We start from the raw sequence: 3,158 nt of genomic DNA on the forward strand, positions 1-3,158 counted from the left end.
GCGGGCGGCCCGCTCGGCGTCAATGGACACCAGCGGGAAGGAGGCACCAACCGAGAACCAGCCGTACTCGGCCGGCTGGTTGCCGGTGAACTCGGCGCGCAGGTGGGAGCCGGTACGCATCAGCCGGGCACCACGGTGGTGACCTTGACCCCGGTGCCGGACATTTCCGCACGCAGCCCCTGGGAGAAGCCGACCGCGCCGAACTTCGCGGTGCCATAGGGCAGCAGGTGCGGCACGCTGATCATCCCGCCTATGGAGGAGACGGTGGCAATGTGCCCGCGTCCGCGTTCGCGCATGGAATCCACCACGGCCAAAGCCAGGTTGACCGGGCCCCATAGCATGATGTTCACGGCCTGTTCGAAGTGTTCACGCTCCAGGGACTGCAGCGGCCCGACCTGAATGACCCCGGCCACGGTGACCAGCACCTCGATGGGCCCCAGGGTTGCCTCGATGCGCGAGACCATGCCGGTGACCTCACCGTTGTCCGCCACATCGCACACCATGGATTCGACCATGAGGCCTTCGGCGTGCAGCTTTGCCCGGGCCGCGTCCAGTTCCTCCGCCTCGCGGGCACAGATCACTACCCGGTAGCCGCGCCGTCCCAGTTCCCGGGCCACGAGCAGGCCCAGGCCTCGTGAGGCACCGGCGACCAGTGCGACTTGTCCGTTCGTTGCTTCCTGAGGTGTTGGCATGGCCTCACCCTAAACAGGTGAAGGGCCGCTGTGACACAGGCCATGGCAATTACCCGGCCAGCTCCCAGCCAAAACTGAACCGGAGCGGTGTTGGCGCAGGTGGCGTTCAGGTTACTTGTAGAATCCTTCGCGCAAATTGATGCCGTGCTCCAGCCAGGCCTTTAATCCCGCCAGCATCGAGGTCCAGCCCTCGCAGTTGTCAAAGGCCCGCTGGATCCCGGCCTCGCTGGGCTGCCAGCCGGATTCGCTGATCTGCACCTTGGTGCGGGCGCTGTCATCGACCGGCTCGAAGTCGAACTGCACCCGGCTCATGCCGTCCTCGGCCGCCAGGTGCTCACCTGCCCACCGCAGCACAATGCGCCGCGGGGCCTCGGCTTGCAGCACCTGCACCGGGAAGGCGCCGGGGAAGTCGTGGAAATCCCAGGTGACCGTGTCACCGGCCTCCAGCCGCCCGTGGGCCCCGCCGGTGGTGAAGTAGCGCGATAGCTGCTCGGGATCCGCGACCGCCTCGTAGACCTGCTCGACCGGCTTGGCAACGTGCCCGGCAACAGTGAAGGAGAGCTCGCGCGGGAGCTGGTGTGCGTCCATGGTAGATGTCTACCGCACCCGTGGCACCGGCACAAGGGTTTGCGCACCGAGACACCGGCGCACCGGCACATCGGGAGGAGCAGGACAGCGGGTGCCAGGCGGGGAGGACAGTGCTGTTAGTCGATCGCCCGCTGCCCGGTCTTGGCCTGGTTGGCCATCCGGTTGATGATCCGCGCGGCGAGCTTTCCCTGGGTCGGGGTCAGTTCATGCGGTCCGCGGCTGCGGCGGATGCGCACAAAGCGGCGGTTGGCCATGAACGCCCGGGTGGTGTTGCCGCGGATGATGAAGAAGTCCAGCACCCCGTTGACGAACAGCATGGGCAGCTTCAGCCGGGTGGCCTGCCGGTAGGACTCGTATTGCATGATCGAGTTTTGCAGGCTCTTGCGGTAGGCCGGCCAGGTTTCCTCGGTGATTTCCATGCCCTTGATGAACGGGACGTATTCCTCGGCCAGCCCTCCGCCGGTTTGGACCGCGTCCGGGGAACGGGAGACCAGTTCGAACAGCGAGAAGTACAGGCCCTCGGCACGGAAGAGCTTGCGCAGCTTGCCGCCGCGCGGCTTGCGCCGGTAGAGCGGTGCACCGAAGAGCACCAGGCGCTCAACCATGTCCGGCTCCTTCTCCGCCAGATCCAGGGCAATATTGCAGCCCATGGAGTGGCCGGCAATGACGGCCTTTTGAATCCCCAGGTCCTTCAGGGTCGCGGCGACCGCCGAGGAGTGGTCCCGCAGGGTGTATTCAACATCCGGTTTCGGCGCATCCCCAAATCCAAGCAGGTCCACGGCAATGATCCGCACCCGGGAGTAATCCACGTCATCGAGGACGAAATGCCAACTGTGGTGGTTGTTCCCCAAGCCGTGCAGCAGGACCACGGGCATGCCCTGGCCCCGGTCAATCTTCACGGGCAACAAGTGGTTCGACATGATCCCAATAGATTAGCAAATTTACGCCCTTGACAGGCGGCGGAACCCCCGTAGAGCAGTGAGGTGGGCAACTGTCCTAACAGCCGAAGGGGGCGGCGTAGCGGTAGTTGCCTGCGGGCAGACGGTGGGGGTCGAGCACCTTCACCATGAAGTTCTCGCCCCAGGCGGCATCGGAGGGGATGATTCCGTGATCGGAAGCCGGTTCGTAGCCGAAACGCCGGTAGTAGTCCACGTGGCCGAGCAGCACGATTCCTGCCAGGTTGCGCTGCTGCGCACGGTCGTGGATGTCCTGCATCAGGATCGAGCCCACCCCGCGGTGCTGGTATTCGGGGGCGACCGCCAGCGGCCCGAGCCCCAGCAGCGGGTATTGCCCGTCCACGCTCCCCCAGCTGGCGATCACGTGCCCAATGACGCGGTCTCATCCAGGGCCACGATCGAGAAGACCGGATCGTAGGCGGGACAGTCGAAGAGCTCTTGCAGCAGGCCGACCTCCGCCGGCTCAATCGAGGGGTCGGAGTTGGCGAATGCCGCATGGGCCACTGCGTAGACCCCTGCCCTGTCGTCGAAGGTTTCCTGCCGAACTTGCATGGTCGCTAACCTACCAAACTCAGCTGGGCGCTCCACCGGGATGAAGCCCTACAGACCCGGAGCGAAACGCAAAACTACTGGTCACCTCCCGATGCTGGAAACTCATGCCCAGAGCGAATGTTTCGCAGTGTTGAACTTGAGGGGAACAAAGGGTTTATCCCCATTTGCCGGGTCAGAGTTATCTGCGAAACTTTGCGCCATTTGCTAGAAGAACCTTGTCTGCTCGGGTTCTTGATGCTGGAATAAGGGAAGCTCATTCATCACTCGTGAGGAAAAACCCATGTCCAAGAAACGCACGACCCGCCTGGCGCTGGCGACCGTGTTCACCGCCTCGTTGGTGGCGACCTCGCTGGCCCGGCCACCGCCTCGA

Annotated in this window: 5 protein-coding genes; all 5 read right to left on the reverse strand. The window is 64.3% G+C overall.

The window, feature by feature from the left end; genetic code table 11:
- Nucleotides 1–119: 119 nt before the first annotated feature.
- The 5 genes from JCM19049_RS10405 to JCM19049_RS10425 all read right to left on the reverse strand — a co-directional run bounded on the left by JCM19049_RS10405 (nt 120) and on the right by JCM19049_RS10425 (nt 2,740).
- Nucleotides 120–692, reverse strand: coding sequence for an SDR family oxidoreductase (locus tag JCM19049_RS10405; RefSeq protein WP_279402948.1), 573 nt, complete (start codon nt 690–692; stop codon nt 120–122).
- Between the two features lie 111 nt (nt 693–803).
- The gene (locus JCM19049_RS10410) at nt 804–1,280 is read right to left on the reverse strand and encodes an SRPBCC family protein (RefSeq protein ID WP_054821553.1); all 477 of its coding nucleotides are present in this window, start codon (nt 1,278–1,280) and stop codon (nt 804–806) included.
- A gap of 116 nt (nt 1,281–1,396) precedes the next feature.
- The gene (locus JCM19049_RS10415) at nt 1,397–2,179 is read right to left on the reverse strand and encodes an alpha/beta fold hydrolase (RefSeq protein WP_279402949.1); all 783 of its coding nucleotides are present in this window, start codon (nt 2,177–2,179) and stop codon (nt 1,397–1,399) included.
- Nucleotides 2,180–2,276: 97 nt separating this feature from the next.
- Nucleotides 2,277–2,600, reverse strand: coding sequence for a GNAT family N-acetyltransferase (locus tag JCM19049_RS10420; RefSeq protein ID WP_054821555.1), 324 nt, complete (start codon nt 2,598–2,600; stop codon nt 2,277–2,279).
- Nucleotides 2,597–2,740 (reverse strand): hypothetical protein, encoded by a 144-nt coding sequence (locus tag JCM19049_RS10425; RefSeq protein ID WP_279402950.1) that lies wholly within the window; start codon nt 2,738–2,740, stop codon nt 2,597–2,599. Before JCM19049_RS10425 ends, JCM19049_RS10420 begins: the two co-directional genes overlap by 4 nt.
- Between the last annotated feature and the right edge of the window lie 418 nt (nt 2,741–3,158).

The sequence above is a fragment of the Arthrobacter sp. JCM 19049 genome, assembly GCF_001310435.1.